This is a genomic window from Gemmatimonadota bacterium (genome assembly GCA_040388535.1).
Taxonomy (GTDB): Bacteria; Gemmatimonadota; Gemmatimonadetes; order Gemmatimonadales; family GWC2-71-9; genus Palsa-1233.
On record JAZKBR010000008.1, the window covers coordinates 65,092 to 85,480 of the forward strand.

17 protein-coding genes are annotated in these 20,389 nt (G+C 66.1%); 6 read left to right on the forward strand and 11 right to left on the reverse strand.

Going from position 1 to position 20,389, the window contains the following annotated elements; genetic code table 11:
• Positions 1–6 precede the first annotated feature (6 nt).
• Positions 7–1,500, reverse strand: coding sequence for an anthranilate synthase component I family protein (locus V4558_15160; protein ID MES2306841.1), 1,494 nt, complete (start codon positions 1,498–1,500; stop codon positions 7–9).
• Positions 1,501–1,535: 35 nt separating this feature from the next.
• A complete protein-coding gene (locus V4558_15165) occupies positions 1,536–1,946 on the reverse strand; it encodes a hypothetical protein (GenBank protein ID MES2306842.1) in 411 nt (136 codons plus the stop codon).
• Positions 1,947–2,117: 171 nt separating this feature from the next.
• On the opposite strand from V4558_15165, the gene V4558_15170 reads away from it, so the two are divergent.
• The 6 genes from V4558_15170 (at position 2,118) to hisF (ending at position 9,520) form a co-directional block, all read left to right on the forward strand.
• Positions 2,118–4,121, forward strand: coding sequence for a hypothetical protein (locus V4558_15170; GenBank protein MES2306843.1), 2,004 nt, complete (start codon positions 2,118–2,120; stop codon positions 4,119–4,121).
• Positions 4,122–4,188: 67 nt separating this feature from the next.
• The gene (locus V4558_15175) at positions 4,189–6,444 is read left to right on the forward strand and encodes a type II/IV secretion system protein (protein MES2306844.1); all 2,256 of its coding nucleotides are present in this window, start codon (positions 4,189–4,191) and stop codon (positions 6,442–6,444) included.
• A complete protein-coding gene (gene hisC, locus V4558_15180) occupies positions 6,441–7,547 on the forward strand; it encodes a histidinol-phosphate transaminase (GenBank protein MES2306845.1) in 1,107 nt (368 codons plus the stop codon). Before V4558_15175 ends, hisC begins: the two co-directional genes overlap by 4 nt.
• Positions 7,544–8,134: an imidazoleglycerol-phosphate dehydratase HisB gene (hisB, locus tag V4558_15185; protein ID MES2306846.1), complete on the forward strand. Its 591-nt coding sequence runs from the start codon at positions 7,544–7,546 to the stop codon at positions 8,132–8,134. The genes hisC and hisB overlap by 4 nt, the downstream gene beginning before the upstream one ends.
• The gene (hisH, locus tag V4558_15190; GenBank protein ID MES2306847.1) at positions 8,131–8,751 is read left to right on the forward strand and encodes an imidazole glycerol phosphate synthase subunit HisH; all 621 of its coding nucleotides are present in this window, start codon (positions 8,131–8,133) and stop codon (positions 8,749–8,751) included. The genes hisB and hisH overlap by 4 nt, the downstream gene beginning before the upstream one ends.
• Positions 8,752–8,767: 16 nt before the next feature.
• Positions 8,768–9,520 (forward strand): imidazole glycerol phosphate synthase subunit HisF, encoded by a 753-nt coding sequence (hisF, locus tag V4558_15195; GenBank protein ID MES2306848.1) that lies wholly within the window; start codon positions 8,768–8,770, stop codon positions 9,518–9,520.
• A gap of 13 nt (positions 9,521–9,533) precedes the next feature.
• On the opposite strand, the gene V4558_15200 is transcribed toward hisF, so the two are convergent.
• The 9 genes from V4558_15200 to tig all read right to left on the reverse strand — a co-directional run bounded on the left by V4558_15200 (position 9,534) and on the right by tig (position 20,381).
• Complete coding sequence (locus V4558_15200) at positions 9,534–10,154, reverse strand: hypothetical protein (protein ID MES2306849.1); 621 nt, start codon at positions 10,152–10,154, stop codon at positions 9,534–9,536.
• Between the two features lie 94 nt (positions 10,155–10,248).
• On the reverse strand, positions 10,249–11,937 hold the full coding sequence (locus V4558_15205) for a fibronectin type III domain-containing protein (protein ID MES2306850.1): 1,689 nt from the start codon (positions 11,935–11,937) through the stop codon (positions 10,249–10,251).
• A gap of 285 nt (positions 11,938–12,222) precedes the next feature.
• Positions 12,223–14,931, reverse strand: a complete 2,709-nt coding sequence (locus V4558_15210) for a TonB-dependent receptor (GenBank protein ID MES2306851.1) — start codon at positions 14,929–14,931, stop codon at positions 12,223–12,225.
• Between the two features lie 213 nt (positions 14,932–15,144).
• Positions 15,145–15,984 carry an acyltransferase gene (locus V4558_15215; protein ID MES2306852.1) on the reverse strand — a complete coding sequence of 280 codons (840 nt, stop codon included), beginning with the start codon at positions 15,982–15,984 and terminating at the stop codon, positions 15,145–15,147.
• Between the two features lie 9 nt (positions 15,985–15,993).
• Complete coding sequence (locus V4558_15220; protein MES2306853.1) at positions 15,994–16,629, reverse strand: hypothetical protein; 636 nt, start codon at positions 16,627–16,629, stop codon at positions 15,994–15,996.
• The gene (gene yihA, locus V4558_15225; protein MES2306854.1) at positions 16,629–17,207 is read right to left on the reverse strand and encodes a ribosome biogenesis GTP-binding protein YihA/YsxC; all 579 of its coding nucleotides are present in this window, start codon (positions 17,205–17,207) and stop codon (positions 16,629–16,631) included. The genes V4558_15220 and yihA overlap by 1 nt, the downstream gene beginning before the upstream one ends.
• A gap of 35 nt (positions 17,208–17,242) precedes the next feature.
• Positions 17,243–18,505 (reverse strand): ATP-dependent Clp protease ATP-binding subunit ClpX, encoded by a 1,263-nt coding sequence (gene clpX / locus V4558_15230; GenBank protein MES2306855.1) that lies wholly within the window; start codon positions 18,503–18,505, stop codon positions 17,243–17,245.
• Positions 18,506–18,513: 8 nt separating this feature from the next.
• A complete protein-coding gene (clpP, locus tag V4558_15235; GenBank protein ID MES2306856.1) occupies positions 18,514–19,128 on the reverse strand; it encodes an ATP-dependent Clp endopeptidase proteolytic subunit ClpP in 615 nt (204 codons plus the stop codon).
• Positions 19,125–20,381: a trigger factor gene (gene tig / locus V4558_15240; protein MES2306857.1), complete on the reverse strand. Its 1,257-nt coding sequence runs from the start codon at positions 20,379–20,381 to the stop codon at positions 19,125–19,127. Before tig ends, clpP begins: the two co-directional genes overlap by 4 nt.
• Between the last annotated feature and the right edge of the window lie 8 nt (positions 20,382–20,389).

Below are 20,389 nucleotides of genomic sequence, written 5' to 3' on the forward strand. Positions count from 1 at the left end.
CGCCGGTCAGGGTGCTTCGCTCGCGAGGCGAAGTGCCCGCAGCACGGCACCGGCCTTCGCTTCGGTTTCCTGGAATTCCATCTGTGGTACTGAATCAGCGACGATGCCGGCGCCAGCCTGCACGTATGCGTGGTTGCCCATGAACGCGACGGTGCGGATCGCGATCGCCGTATCCATGGTGCGTCCGCCAAAGCCGACATAGCCGACCGCACCAGCGTAGGGCCCGCGCCGAGTCGGCTCCAGCGAGTCGATGATCTGCATCGCACGCACCTTGGGGGCACCGCTCACCGTGCCCGCAGGAAATGCCGCCGCGAACGCATCGAGCGCATCGAGTTCCGGACGCAGCGCCCCGCGCACTTCACTCACCAGATGCATCACCTGCGAATAGCGCTCCACGACCATCTGTGCGACGACGCGCACGCTGCCGTACCGCGCCACACGACCGACATCGTTCCTGCCGAGATCGACGAGCATCAAGTGCTCGGCACATTCCTTCGGGTCGGCCCGCAGTTCGGCTTCCATCTCGGCGTCGTGCGCCGCATCGCGCCCGCGAGGCCGGGTGCCCGCGATCGGCCGGAGCGTGACCTCCTCGTGCTCGACCCGCACCAGGACCTCGGGCGACGCGCCTGCGAGGGTGAGTTCACCCAGGCGGAGGAAGTAGCAGTAGGGCGCGGGATTCAATGCGCGAAGGAAGCGATAGGTGCGAAACGGATCCGGCGCGGGTGTCACATCCATCCGGCGTGACAACACGATCTGGAAGGCATCACCCGCTGCAATGTGCTCCTGGCAGCGCGCGACGTCGCGGCGGTAGTCCGCATCGTGGTACACCTTCGTGGCGTCGGCGGGAATGCGTTCGGCCGGAATCGCGAGTGGCGCCAGGGCATTCGGTGCGGCGAGGCGGGCGAGCCACGCGGTCGCCTTCGCATCAGCGGCATCGATCCGCTGTTGCAGTGCGGCGTCGTCGAGAGTAGCGGCCACGCTGACGTTGGCGATCACGATGGCACGATGGAAGAGATTGTCGAGCACCAGCAGGGTGTCGACAATCATCGCGACGGCATCGGGGGGCGAACGGTCGTCGGTTGGCGCGTTGGGGAGCTGCTCCAGCGTGCGCACCACGTCGTAGCCCCAGAACCCGACCGCGCCGCCGGTGAACCGCGGCAGCCCGGGGACGTCGACCGCCCGATCGAGTCGCAACAGATTGGCGAGATGCGTGAGCGGTGCGGCGTCGCCGGCGGCGGTCCACTCGCCAGCCGGGTCGAGTCGCTCGACCGCACTGCCGCGATAGCGGAAGACGACCTCGGGTTCGGTCGCGAGGAAGGAATAGCGCGCCCAGCGTTCGCCACCTTCGAGCGATTCCAGCAGGAAGCCGTACTCGCCGCGATGCAGCTTGGCGAATGCCGACACCGGGGTGTCGCCATCAAGCACCACTTCGCGCACCAGCGGCACGCGAGTGAACCCTGCCGCCGCGGCCTCGCGGCAGCGGATCAGCGCATCATTCATCTCCCTTCTCCCTTCTCCCTTCTCGTGCATTCCGCTCATCGACGCGCTGCCAGCAGCCAGACTCCGGTGCCAGTGATCGTGAAGCGGAGCATGTCGGCCGCTGGGCGCTCGGTGACGACGAACTGCAGCTGGTCGGTGCCGATCTGATGGGCCGCCGCCATGGCCTGTTCGAAGAGGGCAGGCGTCGCGTATTTCGCGATGGCTTCGCTCGGCTCCTGGAAGTGCGTGGCGTAGGAGAAGGTGAGCCGGATCCCGGGCTTCAGGGAATCACTGCTTTGCAGCTCCACACCGTAGCGCCCCGCCGATGGGGAGAGACGCAAGGTGACGCTGTCGCCCGGAGCTTTCCTGGTGCTGTCGGCCGGTACCTCGATGATCGCGAAGATGGCGTTGTCGGGCGCGCCGTGCCGCATCACGATGGTGCGACCAGCCCGGGCGCTGTATTTCACCACTGTATCCGGCGGCGAGGCGCCGGACCGCTCGAGCACCCAGATTGCGCTCGCGCCGACTGGTGGCCCAGGATCGACCTTGGCGGTGCTGCTCCCACCCGGGTTGATGAACTGGTTGCCATGGCCGCAGGCGCCAAGCAGGAGGAGCAGGGCGACGCCTATCTTCCCCGCATGCGCCCTCTCCTGACGCTGCTGCTGCTGACCCAGACCGCCCCGCTCCTCGCCCAGGGTCCTTGGCGTTCGGGTAACGACCTCGAACTCGTGCGCCGGGCCGTCTCCCACCGGGTTTCCCGGGATGCGGACACCCTGCTGGCCGCATGGCAGGCCACAGCGCGTGGGGTGGTGCGGTTTGCGTCGGAGGTCAATCACGGCAGTGGGCCAGTTGAACGAGTGATCAGGGCGGACGAGCTGCGAGTCGAAGTGTACGGGGAAGCCCCGAACCGGAGCAAGCAGATTGTCGTCGCCTGGCGCGACACCTCGTTCCTCCCGAACCGCGTCAGCTACCACCGCGACCATCTTGGCATCGTGGCAAATGACTTTGGCGGCGTGATTCGCCTCGGCGATGGCGACGAGGTCCGTGACCTCATCCATCCGCTCTCGCCGGCAGGCCTGGATCACTACCAGTTTCGACTCGGTGACACGCTCACGCTCGCGGCCGCCAAAGGCGTGGTGCGAGTGGTTGCGGTCGAGGTCCGCCCGGTCGACCAGGCTGCAGCGGCTGCCGTCGGCACACTCTATCTCGACCTCGATCGTGCTGCGCTGGTGCGCTTCCGCTTCACGTTCACTCCCGCATCGTATCGCGACCCCACGGTCGAGAACATCACCGTCACGCTCGAAAATGCCCTGCAGGAGAATGCCCGCTGGCTGCCCTGGCGACAGTCGATCGTGATCCGCCGCGGATCGCCATTGCTGGACCTGCCGATACGGACGGTATTGCGAGCCGACTGGTCACTGAGCGATTACGCCCTCGGAGTGACGCACCTCCCTGCGAGATTCACCGGCCCGCTCGTGGCCGGGTTGCGTCGCCCCGCGCCCGATTCCACCTGGGGCGCACCCCTCGCCTTACGGCTGGACCTCCTCCCGGCGACTGCAGCCGATGTGGCCGAAGCGGAAGCCGAAGCGATGCGTGCGCTGGGCGGGCGGCTGATCGACGGACTCCCGGGGGCGCGGCTCGCGGCGCGGGGTGTCAGCGAACTGGTGCACGTCAATCGGGTGGCGGGGGTCACCCTCGAACTCGGCGCCCGCTTCTCGGCAGGTCGTGGCGTCACCGCGCGAGTACACGGCGGCTTCGGCTTCAGTGATCAGCGCGCGACAGGGCGGCTCTCTCTCGAAAAATCGTTCGGCGCCACCGACCTCGTAGTGGGCGCGGAGCGAACCATTGGGGACTTCACGGGCACGCAGGTCATCAGCGGCGCGCTCAACAGCGTCCGGACTGCGCTGCAAGGTCAGGACCTCGGCGATTACGTGATGCTCGAACGGTTCCGGATCGGTCTGAACCTGACTGCCGGCGCGACACGCGTGCGACTCGTCGCCGCGGAAGAGTGGTCGACGTCTGTGGCGACCGAATTCTCCCCAATTTCGGGGAGCTCGGCGACGAATCCCGCGCTCGGTGCGGGCCAGGCCACCGTGCTCTCGGGATCGGTGCGGCGGCGCGCCGTCAATGGCAACGGCTGGACCATCGATGCCGAGGTCGCGTCGGGAGATCGCGACTGGGGGCGTATCGCCGTGGATGGGCGGACCAGCACCTCGTTCGGGGCGGGTGCGTTACAGCTCCACCTGCTGGGGGGAATTGGTACCCGTGAATTGCCGGGATACCGCACTTTCGTGGCAGGGGGCCGTGGCACGCTCCCGGGGCTCCCCTTCCGCGCGCTGGGCGGACGTCGCCTGGCACTGATCGATCTGGGGTGGATCCGACCGATCACGGTGCCAAGTCCCCCCATCCCGAACGCTCAGCGGATTCGTCTTCCGAGCGCCTTCGGGCCCTTCGTGGCGGCGGCGATCGCGGGTGGCGGACCTTCGGTGATTGGGGAGGCATCTGGGCGTGTGGAGCCGGTTGCCGGACTCCGGCTCGATCTCTGGGGGCCACTCCTCAGGATCGAGGCCGGGGCGGCACTGCGCACGGGTCACGTGGGAATCACGCTCGACGTGCATCCTGACTGGTGGCCCGTCCTCTAGCGGCAATGGCTGCCGCCCGATGTGGCTCCAAGTGCCGGAGCGGCATAGATTTCCGCCAAATTCCCCGGTGCGACCCCGACCCCCGACGAGGGTGCGCGTGACGACCTACAACGACGAATGGCTTGCGGCGATTCTGGGCCCCCTGCTTCCACCGGGCGCTCTCGATCGGATCCGCACCGGTGTCGACAACAAGAGCACCCTCTGGGAGCGCCTGCTCGACTCCCGCCTGTTGCCCGAGGCGGAGGTCCTGACGGCGTTGTCAATGCGTTGTCGCTTGCCCATCGCCGAGCTGGGTGATGCGAGCGACGCAGCCCGCGATGCATTGCCCCAAGGTCTCGCGCGCCGGTACGGTGTGGTCCCGCTGCGGGTCAATGACGCCCTCCTCGAAGTGGCGACTGCCAACCCCTTCGATGTTGGCGCGGAGCAGGCGCTGGCCTTCGCTACCGGACGGGAAGTGCGGATGGCGCTTGCCTCCCCTCCGCGGATCCGCGAGAAGCTCAACCAGATCTACGGCCCCGAAGCGCCCGAGCATCATGTCGCCGACCTCCTCATGGGGATGGAAGGTCCTTCGGTCACCGAACTCTCCGAGCAGGACGCCGAAGACGCCGAGTTGCTCATCTCGGAAGCGAGTTCGCGGCCGATCATCAAGCTGGTGAATGTCCTGCTCGACGACGGCATCACCAGCCGGGCAAGCGACATTCACGTCGAATCGGCCGAGCAGGCCGTGATGGTCCGCTATCGCATCGATGGCGTCCTTCGCCAGGCGATGACGATTCCGCGCAAGGCGGGCTTGCCACTGATTTCGCGCATCAAGATCATGTCGGGGCTCGACATCGCCGACCGGCTGCGGCCGCAGGATGGTCGCGCGCGTGTGGCGGTCAACGGCAATCCGGTCGATCTGCGTATCTCGACGCTTCCCGCCACTCACGGCGAGAAGGTCGTCATCCGCATCCTGAACACCCAGTCCACGACACTCGCCCTGGCGGCGCTTGGCCTCTATCCCGAGGAACAGGCGCTGATGCGAATGCTGCTCGGTCACAAGGAAGGCGTGCTGCTGGTCACGGGCCCGACCGGCTCCGGCAAGACGACCACGCTCTACTCGTGCATTCGGGAAATCCAGAGCGAAGGCGTCAACATCGTCACGGTCGAGGATCCGGTCGAGTACCGGCTCGGCGCCAACATCGTGCAGGTACAGACCAACGAGAAGACCGGCCTCACCTTCGCGACCGCGCTGCGCTCGATCCTGCGTCAGGACCCCGATGTCGTGCTCGTCGGCGAAATCCGCGACGTCGAAACGGCGCAGGTCGCCGTCCAGGCATCGCTGACCGGTCACCTGGTGCTCTCCACGCTGCACACCAACGACGCGCCCAACACGATCACGCGTCTGGTCGACATGGGGCTCGAAGCGTTCAAGATCGGCGCCGCGCTGCGTGGCGTGCTGGCGCAGCGACTGATGCGCCGGCTCTGCCCGATCTGCCGCATCCGCCAGCCATGGTCGGAGCTGCCGACGCGAATTCAGCGCTTCGTCCCGGAGACGGCCGAACTCTGGAAGCCTGTCGGCTGCGGGCAGTGCACCCAGACCGGATACCGCGGCCGCTTCTCCGTCGTCGAGATCCTGGTGGTGACACCGGACATCGAGCGGATTATCGGTGCGAATGGGACCGCCAACCAGATCGCGGCCGCCGCACGAAGCGCCGGGATGGGGACGCTGTTCGATTGCGGCCTTCGGCACGTGCTCGATGGGCACACCTCGGTCGACGAGCTGCTGCGTGTGACCGACATCCCCAACGACGGCAATCTGCCGTTGCGCACCATCCTCGAACCGGTCGCCGTCGCAGCAACGCACGCGGCAGCGGCCACGCTCTCCTTCCCGTCGGCGGAGGAATTGCTCGAGGGGCTGGAGCTGCTCGACGACACTGGTACCCATGCGGTGCAGAAGAGCAAGTCGCGCGCGACCATCCTGCTGGTCGAGGATGAAGACACCTTGCGCCGGGTGATGCGCGATCTGCTCGAGCAGGAGGGGTACACCGTGTGCGAGGCGCGCGATGGTGTCGAGGCGCTCGAGCAGGTCGATCGCCACAATCCCGACCTGATGCTCCTCGACCTGAACCTGCCCAACGTCGACGGCTACAGCGTCCTGGCGCAGCTGCGCTCGCGCCCGGCAACGATTGACCTTCCCATCCTGGTGCTCTCGGCGCGCGGCGACGAAGACAACGAAGTGCGCGTGCTTCGCCTGGGCGCGACTGATTTCCTGACCAAACCCTTCCGGCCACGAGCGCTCTCCGCGCGTCTCGAGGCCACTCTTGCCAGGCGACGAACGTGACCAACGTGCAGGTCGAGGAACCCACCGAAGGACTGCGACTGATCAAGCCGAGCGTCCGGACCCAGCCCGCCTATACGCTCGAGGCGCCGCCCGCCGCGCGAAAACTCAACCAGAACGAAGCGCCCGACGACTTTGCCGACGCGTTGAAGCGCGAGGTACTCGAGCGCGTGCTGGCGCGGCCATGGCATCGCTACCCCGAGTTCACGCCCCGCTCTCTCAGCAGCAAGCTGGCGGCACACTATGGCTGGGATGTCGATGGGATCCTCGTCGGCAACGGGTCCAACGAACTCATTCAGGCGACGATGGCGGTGTCGGTCGAGCGCGACGATGTGGTGGTCGCGCCAGCACCGACCTTTTCGCTCTACCGGCTGCTCACCTCGGTGTTCGGCGGGCGGTACGTCGGCGTTCCCTTCGCGTCCGGCTTTCGCTACGACATTGATCGCCTGATTCGCACCGCCCAGCGGGATGAAGCCAAGCTGCTGGTGCTCAATACGCCCAATAATCCCACTGGATCCGCGCTGCGGCTCGAGGACGTCGAGCGGGCACTTGTCGAGACCGAGGGCTTTGTTGTGTGTGACGAGGCATACATCGAATTCGGGGGCGAAAGCGCCATTCCCCTGCTGGCAACCCACTCACGGCTCGTGGTCCTGCGCACCTTTTCGAAGGCGCTCGGGCTCGCGGGGATGCGCTTCGGCGTGGCACTGGCCCAGCCCGCCGTCGCGCGCGAGATTGCCAAGGCGAAGCTGCCGTACAACGTGAACGTCGTGACCCTGGCGGCGGCTGAAGTCGCGCTCGAGCACCAGGAGCGGATCGACCAGCGGGTGGCCGACGTCATCAGGGCGCGGACGCGCCTGTTGCTGGCGTTGCGCGCGCTGCCGGGGCTCACGGCGTTCGACAGCGCGGCCAACTTCGTGGTGATCCGTTGCGAGTCGCGACCCGCCAAGGCGGTGTTCCAGGCGTTGCATCGCGACTTCGGCATTCTGGTGCGCGACGTCTCGGGCGGCGTGGATCTCGAGGAGTGCCTGCGCATTTCGATCGGGCGGGAGGACGACATCGACGCCGTCGTCGCCGCCGTGACGACCATTTTCGGAGGGGCGACATGAGTCGCGAAGCAACGGTGGAGCGGATCACGGCGGAGACGGAGCTGCGGCTCCGCTTCGACCTGGACGGCACAGGGGAAGCATCGATCGAGACCGGCATCGGCTTCTTCGATCACATGCTGGGCGCCTTTGCGCGGCACGGCATCTTCAACCTCGTGGTCCACGCCGAGGGCGATCTGCACGTCGATGGCCACCACACGGTGGAAGACACCGGGATCGCGCTGGGGCAGGCGATCGCTGGCGCGCTGGGTGATCGCCGCGGCATACGTCGCTACGGCGAGGCCACGGTTCCGCTCGATGAGGCGCTCGTGCGCGTCGTGGTCGATTGCTCGGGACGGCCGTTCATCGCGTGGGACGCAAATCCGCCAGCGTGGCAGATGCTCGGAGAATTCGACGTCGCGCTCGCGCCGGAATTCTTTCGTGCCGTCGCGGTGCACGGCGGGCTCACGCTGCACGTTGACCTGATTCGCGGCAGCAACGCGCATCACATTGTCGAGGCGACATTCAAGGCGTTCGCGCGGGCGCTCGATGCGGCGACCACGCTCGACCCCCGCGTGACCGATGTGCCATCGACGAAGGGCGTGCTGTGATCGTTGTGGTGGACTACGGCGTCAACAACCTCGCTTCTGTCGTGCGCGCCTTCGGTGCGGTCGGCCATCCCGCGACCCTCTCCGCCGATCCTGATGTCGTGCGCCGGGCCAGCCACGTCGTCCTGCCGGGTGTCGGCAATTTCGGACGCGCTGCCGTCACGCTGCGCGTCACCGGTCTCGGCGACGCGGTGCGGGAACAGGCGGCGGCGGGACGCCCCGTCCTCGGAATCTGCCTGGGACAGCAACTCTTCTTTGCCGAAAGTGAGGAAGCTCCCGGCGCGGCCGGGCTGGGCCTGCTGCGCGGGCGGGTCGTGCGATTCACCACGTCGTTGCACGTGCCGCATGTCGGCTGGGCCGAAGTGCTGCCGACGCAGGCTGGGCGGGCACATCCGGTGACCGGGCCGCTGCTCGGAGAGGCCGGCGGGTTCTATTACCACGTTCACTCCTTCCACCCGGCCGACCTTCCCGAAAGCACCGTGCTCGCCACGGCCGACTACGACGGGCGCTTCGCGACGATTGTGGGAGAGGGAAGTGTCCTTGGCGCACAATTCCACCCCGAGAAATCGCAGGATGCCGGCCTCGCACTCGTGCGCCGCTTCGCGGAGTGGACACCGTGACCATCTTCGGTGCCCGATGCTAGCGCGCCGGATCATTCCCTGTCTCGACGTGGCCGCCGGTCGGGTCGTGAAGGGAATCCATTTCGAAGAGTTGCGCGACGCCGGCGATCCGGTGGAACAGGCGGCGCGCTACGACCGCGAAGGGGCCGATGAACTGGTCTTTCTCGACATTGCGGCGAGCTACGAGGCGCGCAGTACCACCCTGGCGATGGTGGAACGTGTCGCCGAAACGCTGTTCATTCCGTTTACCGTGGGCGGCGGGATTCGCTCGGTGGAAGATGCTGGTGCCGCACTCCGAGCGGGTGCCGACAAGGTCGCCGTGAACACGGCGGCTGTGCGCGATCCTGATCTGGTGTCGCGGCTTGCCGACGCCTACGGCACCCAGTGCGTTGTGGCGGCGGTGGATGTGCGCTGGGCGAACGACCGCTGGGCGGTGATGGTGACTGGGGGGCGGGATGCGACGCCGCTCGAGGCGATCAGCTGGATTGCCGAACTCGAGCATCGCGGCGCCGGCGAGATCCTCCTCACGTCGATGGACCGGGATGGCACGCGCAGCGGCTACGATCTGCGCCTCACCACCGCCGCCGCGCACGCCGTTGATATCCCGATCATTGCCTCGGGTGGCGCCGGCTCGTTCGAGCATCTGGCACAGGCCCTTGAAGCCGGCGCGCACGGCGTCCTCGCCGCGTCAATCTTCCACTTCGACAATCACACCATCGCGAGCGCGCGCAGCTTTCTGCGCAGCCGGGGCATCCCCGTCCGACCCTGAGCAGCCTCGGCCGTTAGAAGTCGTTGGCGTAGCTCAGGAACTTGACCCCACCATCACGATCGACGATCGAGCCGAATAGCTGCCGGGTGAAGGTGCTGTCACCCGCGCGATACGTTACCTGACATGGTCCCCAGAGGGCAGTCCGCCCGCGAACCAGCTGCAGCGTGTCCCGGGTGCACTGCAACTCGAGCAGCGCGAGCGACATCCCGCGGTGGCGCGCGAGCGCACGGGCCATTCCCTTCGCGTTGCTCTGGGTGACCTGTCGCCAGAAGATCGCCGGATCGAGTTCGTAAGGTGCCGCCGCATAACGGTGGTCAGGAAAGAGGAGCCACGCGAACTCGGCCCGTGTCACCAGCAGGCGCGAGAGGGTCGCCGTATCGCTCCGGGAGAGCGCCGCCAGATATCCCCGCACCAGCGCTTCACGCGTGGTGTACCCGCTGGTGAGTGCGGCGGGCGAATCGACCCCCACCCGGAAGCGGCGCAGATACTCGGCCATCGGCAGGATCGAGTCGATAGCGTCGCCGGGCCGGCGCCAGGGTGCGCTGTCGACCGCGACGCGCACGGTCGCGTCGGATTTCGTCGTACAGGCCGACAGTACCACTGCCGCGAGCACCGTTGCAATTCGTCGTATCACGAGCTGACTCCAGTCGTTCCAGCCGACCAGCCCCGGAGATGGGCGAATAACGCCACACATCCGGGGCCGGTCAGTGGAACGGCAATGTTGGTGATCAGTTCCGCGTGTATGCGGTCCAGCCTTCCCACCACTTGGCGCCGGCCGGGTCGGCCGCGCCTCGGAAGCTGGTCGGCACGATGAACGCACCGGCGCGGATCGCGAGGTCACCCGTGCCCACGAAAGTGTTCAGGCCGCCGGCCCGCGCAGTGGATGCTACTGACAGGCTCCAGTCGAAGTCTGCTGCTGCCGCCGGCGATGTGGCCGAAGTTACCGGGAGCTTGGTGAAGAGCGCCGAGGTGAGACCGACCAGGTCGATGGTGTTCGCAGTCGCGGCGAGGTCGGTGGTCTGCTGCCCCGCCTGTAGAGCCGTCGGCGTTTCGACGATCAGGTTGTTGCGGATCGACAGCAGTCCTGCCGTCTCGCGCGCCTTCGATTGCGCATCGCGATAGCCGATCGCGGCGCTCGGCCAGCGTGCGAAGATGCCGTTGATGTAGTGCCCGCCGGTGCCGCGGCGGAGAATCGCGCCGAAGCCGCCGGCCGTCGGTACCACTCCGGCACCGGTGCCGACCAGAGTGAAGTTGGCGATCGTCGGTACCGTGAACGGCGCGGTGTCGAAGCCGAGATCGCAGCCCGACCCGTTGCAGCCGTCGTTCTCGATGCCTTGCGGGTCGGCGGAGGTATTGCCGGCGCCGGCACGGGGCGGCACGACCCGGCTCTGGAAGCCGATGATGTACTGCAGCCGGCCAACGTACCCTTCCGACATATCGAAGTGATCGTCACCTGATTCGTATGACACCAGGTAGCGACCGTCGACGGCGCCGCCGAAGAACTCGTAGGAGTCGTCGAGCCCGTTGAGCGATTCGAGGTACTCCAGGGTGGTGCCGCTGCCGATCGCAGCCAGTGTGAAGGAATTCAGTTCCGCGTCCTGGGCCGGCGCGAAACCGGCATACTCCACCCGCACATACCGCAGGGTGCCGCTGTTGTCAGCGTTGTTGGTGCCGCCGTTGTAGGGAATGAGCGGGTTGTCGGCGCTGGTACCGGTGCCTTCGATGTTCACGACCCCGGAACGGTTGGAGATGCCGTTGCCGATCAGGATCAGGCCGCCCCAGTCTCCGGGCTGCCGCGAGCCGGCCGCTTGCGACGATGTGAAGACGATCGGGGCCGCAGCGGTACCGTTCGCCACGATCCGCGCGCCGCGAAGGACGAAGAGCGAGGAGCCGACGGTGGCAAAGTCGCCCACGATCCTTGTACCCGCTTCGATCGTGAGCGTCGCGCCGTTGGCGACCTTTCGGAAGCCCTTCAGGGTGTAAACCTTGTCGGCGGTCCAGGTCGTATTCGTGGTGATGTCAGTGGTGACATCCACGGCCGTCGGACCACTCGTCGTCACGGTCACTTCCGCAGAAAACGCCGAGGTGCCCGCTGAGCGCACCGCGGCAATCTTGTAGCGGTACTGGGTGCTGAGGGTGAGGCCGGCGTCGTCGTAGCTCGTCGCGCCGGCTACCGGGCGGGCGATCTCGGCGAAGGCAGCGGCTCCGGTCGCACGCTGGAGCACGTACTGGGTCACTCCGGTGCCCGCAGTCCAGCTGATGTGGGTTCCGGTCGCGCCGGTCGCGGTCGCGGTCAGCCCGGCCGGCGGATCGTTGGTCACGGGATTCGGGTCGGTCGGGTCGCTGCTGCAGGCGCCAAGTGCGGCAATGCTGAGGAGCACGGCCGCGCGCATGCTCGTGCCAATCCTGAAAGTCATTCCTGGTTCCTCGTCGATGGAGTGTGCGTGCAGGCGAAACGCCAACATCACGCGGCAGAATCAAGCGCGGTGGTGTTGGCGTCGGGTCGCAGTGCAGTCACAGGACGGTCACGAAGCACGAAAGACTAGAGACTTGAGACTAGAGACTAGAGACTTGAGACTAGAGACTTGAGACTAGAGACTAGGGACCGAGCTGTCAGCCCGAGCGCGGGCGCAGTCGAAGGAGTGTTAGCCAGGTAGTGAGGCCAGCCTCTAGTCTCGAGTCTCTAGTCTCTCATCTCTGTTCTACTGCGTCCAGCTGAATCCGATTCCGATCACTCGCCCCGCCCGGTAGGACTCCCGGATGACAGCGCCCTGATTGATGCGGTAGGGGGTGTCGAGCAGGTTCTTGCCATCGAGCCGCGCGCTGAGCGCGCCAGCCACGGGGAATCGGAGCGAGAGGTCGAGCACATTGCGAGGTTGTTCGATGACATCGGGTAGCGGCGTTTCACCGGCTTCGGTGATGCGTTCGCCGACGCGATTGAAGAGCGCGGTGGCCGAAGCATTCCCGGAGGGATGGGTCCAGGTGATACCGGCGTTGACGACGTACGGGGCCTGACCGACCATTTTCCGCGCGGCATTGGTGACCGAGCCGCTGGTCGGGTCGATATGAATGGTTGACTTCATCACCGTGGCATTGGTGAAGACATCGAACGGCTGCAGCACGGAGGCCAGGGTGCCGAGCCCCTTCCGCAGCTCGAGCTCAACGCCATAGTTGTCGGCGCTCGCGGCGTTCACGTAGCTGATGATTCGGGTGCCCGATGTGCCCTGGTAGACACGCTCTATCGGATCAGTGAACTTCTTGGCGAAGAGCCCCAGCGAAACAACCTCGCCGCGATGCGGATAGAACTCCCAGCGCAGGTCGTAGTTCTGGATCAGCGCGCGCTTCAACTCCGGGTTGCCCTTGACGTTGTCGAAGCCGATGACTTCGCGGAAGAGGATCGGCGAGAGTTCGCGGTACTCGGGACGAGAGAGCGTCTGGGTGCCGGAGAGCCGCAGCGACGTCCGAGTGCCCAGTTTCAGGTTGAGTGCAACCGACGGAAGTACGTCGGTGTACGCGGGGGTGGCAGTCGAAGGCTCGCCTGCCGTCGAGCGTGAATCAACCTGGACTTGCGACCGCTCGATGCGTGCGCCCGTCACCAGCTCGAGGGCTGGAGTGATTGGAAAGGTGGTCATCAGGTAGCCCGCGACCAGTTTGTCGCTTGCCGTGTATGACCCACCCGCCGCCAGTGGGGTGATTCGCAGGTTCGACTCCCCGGTTCCCGTGAGCCGCCCATCGAAGATCTGCTCCGGCGCCAGCGACGTCACCGCCTCTGGCAAGGGCCGCACCAGCGACAGCGAATACGCGGTGTTCACGGCATCGCGATCGGTACTGCGATAGATCCCGCCGACCTTGACGCTTCTCCCTGCCGACGGCGCCCCGAGGAAGAATTGCCAGTTGGCGTTCGCTTCGAGGGAATGCTCGCCGAGATCGGCGAAGGTGCGGACCGCCCCCTCGTTCGCGAAGCCGAACCAGGTCGGTGTAGCGGTGGAGCGGTCGTAGACGATTTCGGAACGATCCGGTTCGCGACGGGCCACCTTCGAGAAGGTGACCCCGTAATCGAGCAGATGCCGACCGCCGAACTCCTGGTGCATCGCGAGTTGCCCTGATGCAATGCTCCGTTCGACATACCGCAACCGCGTGATCTCGAACGGGAGCGCGAGATTCTCCGAGCTGCCGCTCTCGCGGCGTCCTTCATTGTCCATCGTGCGGTTGTAGGTGGTATTGAGCGAGAGCTTGCTCTGGGTTCCGAGCGTCACACCGAAATTGGCAATCCCGCCCCAGAGCACCGTGCTCCGGCCGGTCGAGCCGTCGTACCGATCCACTTCCTCGGCCTGGCCATTCGAGCCGATCTGGGCCAGCGCGCGTCTCTGGCCCGCCTTCGTCTCCTGGGCGTAGCTGTAGGTGCCGGAGAGGAGATACGACAGCTGGCTGCTCCCGGTCGGGATCGCGCCGCCGAGCGTCATGCCGTAGCCGCCGTTCGGCGTGCCGGTGCGGGTTGCTGGCGACCAGACGTTTCGCAGCGAGCCGATCAGCGAATTGACCTGGGCACTCGGCAACTGCTGGGTGAAATCGGTCGCGCGAAGCAGCGAGGGAAGGGCACGATCGGTCGCACCGAGGGCAAGCAGGTCTCGCCCGGTGGATGGTGCGAAGAATCCTGTCTTGCCGGTCACCGCCGTGTTGAAGCCGGTGGACAGCGAGAACCCCGTGAAGCGACGCCCCGAAAACTCCCGCGTCCGGATGTTCACCGAGGCACCGGCGAAGTCACCCGGCTGGTCGGGGGTGAAGGTCTTCGAGGTCGAGATTCCTTCGAGCAGCTGCGACGGAAAGAGGTCGAGCGGGACGATCTTCTTCTCCGGTTCGGGCGACGGAATCCTGGCGCCGTTGAGTGACGCTTGAGTGTACCGATCGCCGAGCCCACGGACGAAGACATACTTCCCATCCTGGACCGTCGCACCGCTCACTCGCTGGATCGCGGCGGCGGCGTCACCGTCGGGCGAGCGGGCGATCTGCTCACGGGAAATGGCATTCACGATGCCGACGCTGTTCCGCTGTTCGTCGAGTGCGGAATTCACGGAGCCCTTCTCCACGGCCGCGGTGACCGAGATCTCCGAGAGCTCCACTGCGCGTGGCGAGAGGGTCACGTCCTGCGTCACCACGCCGCTCTGGGGCACCACGATGCCGGTCACCAGCTTCGGGGTGTAGCCGATCTTGACCGCCCGGATCGTGACCGTGCCGGCTGGCACGCCCCGAAGCGTGTAACGGCCGTCGACTGTGGTGTTGACCGAATGGGAGCTGCCGGGAATCGTGACGAGGGCGCCAGCGAGCGGGAGCCCGCCTTCGCTGTTGAGGACCCGGCCGTTGATCCGCGCCTCACCCTGCGCCATCAGGGAGGCGGGAAGCAGGAGCGCCACCACAAGTCCATTTGCGCATCGCGCGATCAATCTGGTCGTCACACCGCCACCCCGTTCCGGAGGAATGAGGGGCCGCTCCGATCATCGGACCCGTCCCCCCACGAACCGCAGCAGAATGCTCGGAGTGTGTGACGACCTCGTCACGAGCGGCGCAACAAACGGGTCACAAAAGAAAAACGGCCCCGAAACCGGGGCCGCCGCAGTGAAAACGATTCATCCTCTTGGCGGATCCGGGATACGCGACGTGTCGCCAACGCCGCTCGGCGCGTTGGGCTTGACCCGAATCGACTTGGCGGGAATCCCGACATGGACGTGATACGGCCGCACATTCTTGGTGGCCAGGGCGCTGGCCCCGACCATTCCGTTCTCGCCGACGTGTACCCCCGCGAGCACGGTCGCGTGATAGGTAATCCGCACATCGTCCTCGAGCACCGTCAAGAGCGACGTCACATCCTTCTGGTCCACGATGCTGTGGGTGTGCGAATAGATGTTGGCATAGTCCGAGATCGAGACCCTGTGCCCAAGCCGGAGCCCGCCACGATCGTCGAGCAGGACGTGTCGATGCACCACCACGTCGTCGCCGACTTCCATGGCGTACCCGAACGAGAACTCCACGTTCTGGAAACACTTGAAGTTGCGGCCGACGCGCGCGAAGATGTGCGGCGCCAGCAGTCGGCGAAACTCGATGCCGAGGGCCACGTGCTGCCCACCCACGGGGAGGCGATCGAAGGAATACCACAGCCAGAGCAGCGGCTTCACCCGCGCGAAGCGTTCGGTATCGACCTCGGCATAGTACTCGGGTTCCAGCGTGATGTTGCGCGGGTCGAGCGCCTCGATCGCGATCCGCGATCCGGCGGGCAGCGCGGGGTCGGCGAGACGTTCGTCCCAGCGGCCCTGTCCTGGCCAGGTCAGTTCGAAGAGCGTCTCGCGGGTGATGGCGTTCCAGTCGGCGCCTGGGGCACGGAGCTGCTGGTCGAGGTCGGCGAGCCAGCTGTCGCGGAGAAGTTGCTGGCCTTCAGGAAGCGGGACGGGCTTGAGCGGTCGAAGCACCATACGGGCAGCTCAGGGCTTGATGGAGTCGGTGCGTTGCCTGGTGCGGCCCAGGATCCGGGCCCGTTCGCTGTCGAGTCGGCTCAGGCGCCGCTCCCATTCCTCGTTGGTGCCGTCGAGGTAGGTCACGGTGAAAGGCTCGTGCAGCGGCAACTCCCGTTCATAGATGAACAGGCCACTGGCCTGCTCGCGGACATCCAGTTGCTGATTCGAGAAGGTCGGCGACAACGGGATCGTCGCGATCGGACGGTACTGCTGGCTGTGCAGCGAGAGCGTCAGCACCGAGGGGTCGAAGCGAGTCGATGGCGCCAGCGAATGGAACGAAACCAGGGCTACGCCGGGGTCGCGCACGCCGCGCGCGGACGCGACCGAGTCAATCTTCCGTCGGTGCGTCTGCAGCAGCAGATGCAGCGACTGATACGCATCCGGCGCGAGCACCCGGATCAGCCGCTCTTCCAGGGGAACGAAGCGGACTTCGAGCGTCCCGGTGCGGAGGCGGAGCGTGATGACGTCCTGGTTCAGCTGGCCATATCCGGGCTGGATATCAGTCGAGCTGGTGTCGCGTGGCGGCACGACGACCTGCGCCCGCGCGCACGCCGGGAGTGCCAGCAGGGTCACCGCGAGCGCGAGCGCGTGGCGACGACTCATCACGGTGCGCCCGCCGCCGCCAGCAGCGAGGCGCCGAGGTCGGCAATGCCGAGTCCGGTCACGGCGCTGACCGCCTGGATCTGATCGGGTTCGAGTCCGAGGGCGAGGCTGCGGTCGCGAACGGCCTGCAGCTGCTGCGCGCGCGAGAGCTTGTCAGCCTTCGTCAGCACGGCGAGGACGCCACACCCGGCACGCTGCAACAGGCCGTGGAACTCGGCGTCGTCCTTGGATGGTTCGTGCCGGATATCGAGCAGCCAAACCACGCCTGTCAGCGACTTGCGCTCGGTGAGGAGCTTTTCGAGAAGCTTCCGGTAGGCGCCACGCGTCCCCTTGTCGGCGCGTGCGAAGCCATAACCGGGGAGGTCGATGAGATAGAGTGGCGGCATCCGGAAGATATTGAGCAGCTGCGTCTTGCCCGGGGTGGATGAGACGCGGGCAAGTGCCTTCCGGCCCACCAGCGCGTTGAGCAACGACGACTTGCCGACGTTGGAGCGGCCGATGAAGGCGAATTCCGGCGCCGCCGGATGGAGATTGTGCAGCGGATCGGGAAACGATCCGATGAACTCGATCGGCAGCACCGCGAGCGGCGAGACCGCCGCAGAAGTCGGGGCGGTCAGGCTTCCTTCTTCTGGCGGGCGCGCTCGGTCACGACCAGCGGCGTCGCACCGCTGTTGATCGATTCCGGCGTGATGATCACCTCGCGCACATCATGTCGCGACGGGAGATCAAACATGATATCGGTCATTACCGATTCCAGGATGGCGCGCAATCCGCGGGCACCGGTCTGACGGGTGATCGCCTTGCGGGCGGCGGCACGGAGCGCCTCGGGGTCGAACGTCAGGCCCACGCCTTCGAGTTCGAAGAGCCGCTTGTACTGCTTGGTCAGCGCGTTCTTGGGCTCGGTCAGGATGCGCACCAGCGCTTCCTCGTCGAGCGACTCGAGGGCCACCAGGACCGGGAGACGACCGACCAGTTCGGGGATCAGCCCGAAGCGGAGCAGGTCATCGGGCTCGGCCGAGTGGTAGGCGTGCTTCTCATCGTATTTCGACTTGGCGGAGACCTCGGCTTCACTGCCGCCCATCCCGCCGCCGAAGCCGATCCGCTGCCGACCGAGTCGTGACTCGACGATCTTGTCGAGGCCGTCGAAGGCGCCACCGCAGATGAAGAGGATGTCGCGCGTGTTGATCTGGATGTATTCCTGCTGCGGGTGCTTGCGGCCCCCCTGCGGCGGAACCGAGGCCACGGTCCCCTCGAGAATCTTGAGCAGCGCCTGCTGGACGCCCTCGCCGGAGACATCGCGGGTGATGCTCGGGTTCTCCGACTTGCGCGCGATCTTGTCGATCTCGTCGATGTAGACGATGCCGCGTTCGCACTCGGCCACGTTGAAGTCGCCGGCCTGCAGCAACCGCACCAGGATGTTCTCGACGTCTTCGCCGACATAGCCCGCTTCAGTGAGCGTCGTGGCATCGGCAATGGTGAAGGGGACATCGAGAATCCGCGCCAGCGTCTGCGCCAGCAGCGTCTTGCCGGTGCCGGTGGGTCCGAGCAGGAGAATGTTGGACTTCTCCAGTTCGACGTCGCCATCACGCGGGCCGGCATTGATCCGCTTGTAGTGATTGTAGACCGACACGGCCAGCGAACGCTTGGCGCGTTCCTGTCCCACCACGTACTGGTCGAGCGTGTCCTTCAATTCCTGCGGCGATGGAACGGGCCGCTGGCCTTCGGTCTGCTCGCGCTCCTCGTCCTCCGCCAGAATCTCGTTGCAGAGGGTGATGCATTCATTGCAGATGTAGACCGAGGGTCCGGAGATGAATTTCCGGACCGAGTCCTTGCTCTTCCCGCAAAAACTGCATCGGAGGTGCTTGTCGTTGGACATCGGGTACCTCAGGTGGTGCTGTCGCCGCTCGCTCGCGGGGTGAACACGGTGTCGATCAGACCGTACTCCTTCGCCTGCTCGGCGCTCATGAAGCGATCCCGCTCCATGTCCCGCTCGATCTGCTCGAGCGGCTGCCCGGTGTGCTTGGCATACAACTCGTTCATCCGCCCGCGCAGGTAGAGGATCTCCCGCGCCTGGATCTCGATGTCCGCCGCGGTGCCCTGCGCGCCACCGGACGGCTGATGGATCATGATCCGGGAATGCGGCAGCGCCGCCCGCTTCCCCTTGGTGCCGGCGGTCAGCAGGAACGAGCCCATCGAGGCGGCCATTCCCATGCAGATCGTGTTGATCGGCGCTCGCAGGTGCTGCATCGTGTCGTAGATCGCCATCCCGCTCGACACCACGCCACCCGGCGAGTTGATGTAGAGGTAGATGTCCTTCTCGGGGTTGTCGGCCTCGAGGAAGAGCAGCTGCGCGATGATGATGTTCGCGACGTCGTCATTGATGCCGGCGCCGAGAAAGACGATCCGGTCCATCAGCAGGCGCGAGAAGATGTCGTAGGTCCGCTCTCCGCGAGCCGACTTCTCGATAATGTACGGCGGATACACTGACGCGTGCGTCACGCGGTTACCTCGGTAACGGTGGACTGCGCGAGGAGCCACGCAAAGGTCTTCTCCTCGGTGATCGTGCGCTCGAGTTCGCCGAGGCGCTTCCCCTGCTGTAACGACGCGTAGAGCTTGCCCGGTTCCACCCCTCGGGCGGCAGCCAGTTCGGCTACCCGGGCGTCAAGATCTGCCTCGGTACAGTGCAGGTTCTGGGCCGTCGAGATGGCATCGAGAACCAATTCCCGCTTGACCTGGCTCTGGGCCACCGGCTCGAACGAGGAGGCAAAGGTGTCGAATTGCGCCTCCTCGATCCGGTACCCCTCGGCGTAGGCATGGACCAGGCGGTGGACCAGCGACTGGGGCGCCGGCACGTTGTTGGCCTCCACCAGCTGCTGGACCAGCTGATCGCGGACCCCCTGATCGGCGCTGCGGACCGCATCGGCCTTGAGGTCGTCGCGGATCCGGTCGCGGAGGGCCGTCACCGAATCGAAATCACCAAGTTCCCGCGCAAAGGCATCGTCGAGCGCGGGGAGGATCTGCTCCTTGACCTCGTGGAGCGTGATCTGGACCCGGCGGCTCTCCCCGCGGCGGGCCACCTCGGGGTGGTCCTCCGGGAAGCGGACATCCGCCTCGGCCACACCGCCCGGGCTGAGCTTCATGATCTGCTCTTCCACGTCCGGAATCGTCTGTCCTGACCCGAGGACCAGGTTGTAGGGCTGCGATTCGGCCGGTGCCTTGCCGTTTTCAATGGTGTTCACGGTCACGGAGACGAGGTGGCCGGGCTTCGGTTGCACCCCGTCGAGCGGGCTCCAGGTGGCCTTCTGCTCGCGGATCTTTTCGAGCTGCTCCTGCACCATCTCGTCGGTGACGACCGGTACCGTACGAGTAAGCGTGAAGCCGCCCGTCGTGGCGACAGCCAGGTTCGGTCGGACCTCGATGAGCAGGTCGAAGGTGAGCGGCGCGCCCTCGTGATAGTGGACGTTGCGCACCTGTGGATCGGCCGTGGGCTGAAGCTCGGTTTCCTTGAGGATCGTCTCCCAGCTCTCACGGAGGGCATCCTCAAGCACCGAGCGACGGATCTCCTGCTCGAACTTCTTGCGGACCACGGGCTCGGGTGCATGCCCCTTCCGGAAGCCCGGCAGGCGAGCCTGACGTGCGTATTCGCGGACAGCCCGGCGCTCGGCGGCGGCGAGGCGTTCGAGGGGAACGGTCACCTGGAGGGACTTCGAGGCGACATCTTCGGCGGTGGTCTGGTAGGTGATTTCAGTCATAGCCGCCA